Source organism: Mesorhizobium sp. M2E.F.Ca.ET.219.01.1.1 (assembly GCF_004016445.2).
In the GTDB taxonomy this organism is placed as follows: domain Bacteria; phylum Pseudomonadota; class Alphaproteobacteria; order Rhizobiales; family Rhizobiaceae; genus Mesorhizobium.
Map to the genome: position 1 here is coordinate 1 of NZ_SADT02000061.1, position 412 is coordinate 412.

Below are 412 nucleotides of genomic sequence, written 5' to 3' on the forward strand. Positions count from 1 at the left end.
GCGACTTCCTGATCCAGTTCCGCCAGGAAATCGGTGATGCGCGCGGCATTGTCGCCAAGGTCATGGCGGCCGTAACGCGAGGCCGAGCGCATGTCGACGATGACCGTGTGGCCGTCATCCATGACGCGAATGGCGACGTCGGCGGGAAGGCCGAGAACGAAGCTCGAGGCAATGGCGGTGATGGTCACCTCTGTCTGTCCGGCGAGTTCGGGATAAGGCTCCGAAAGGTCCCAGCCGCGCCGGTCGAGCACGGTTTCAACGGCGTTGACGATGGTCTCAAATGGCAGGTCGTAGCTGCGTGCGGTGACCAATGGATAGCTGTCGGTCTGCAAACTCTGCTCACCCGGCGTCGGCGGAGACAGCACGTTCATGTCCTTGGTCCGGTCACCGACATCGAGCGCGGGCGGTTCAT

Annotated in this window: 1 protein-coding gene; it reads right to left on the minus strand. The window is 62.9% G+C overall.

Annotated features, from left to right (window positions below; all coding sequences use genetic code 11):
• On the minus strand, positions 1 to 412 hold a 412-nt coding region (locus tag EN862_RS34920), incomplete at both ends, for a DUF1499 domain-containing protein (protein ID WP_135913287.1).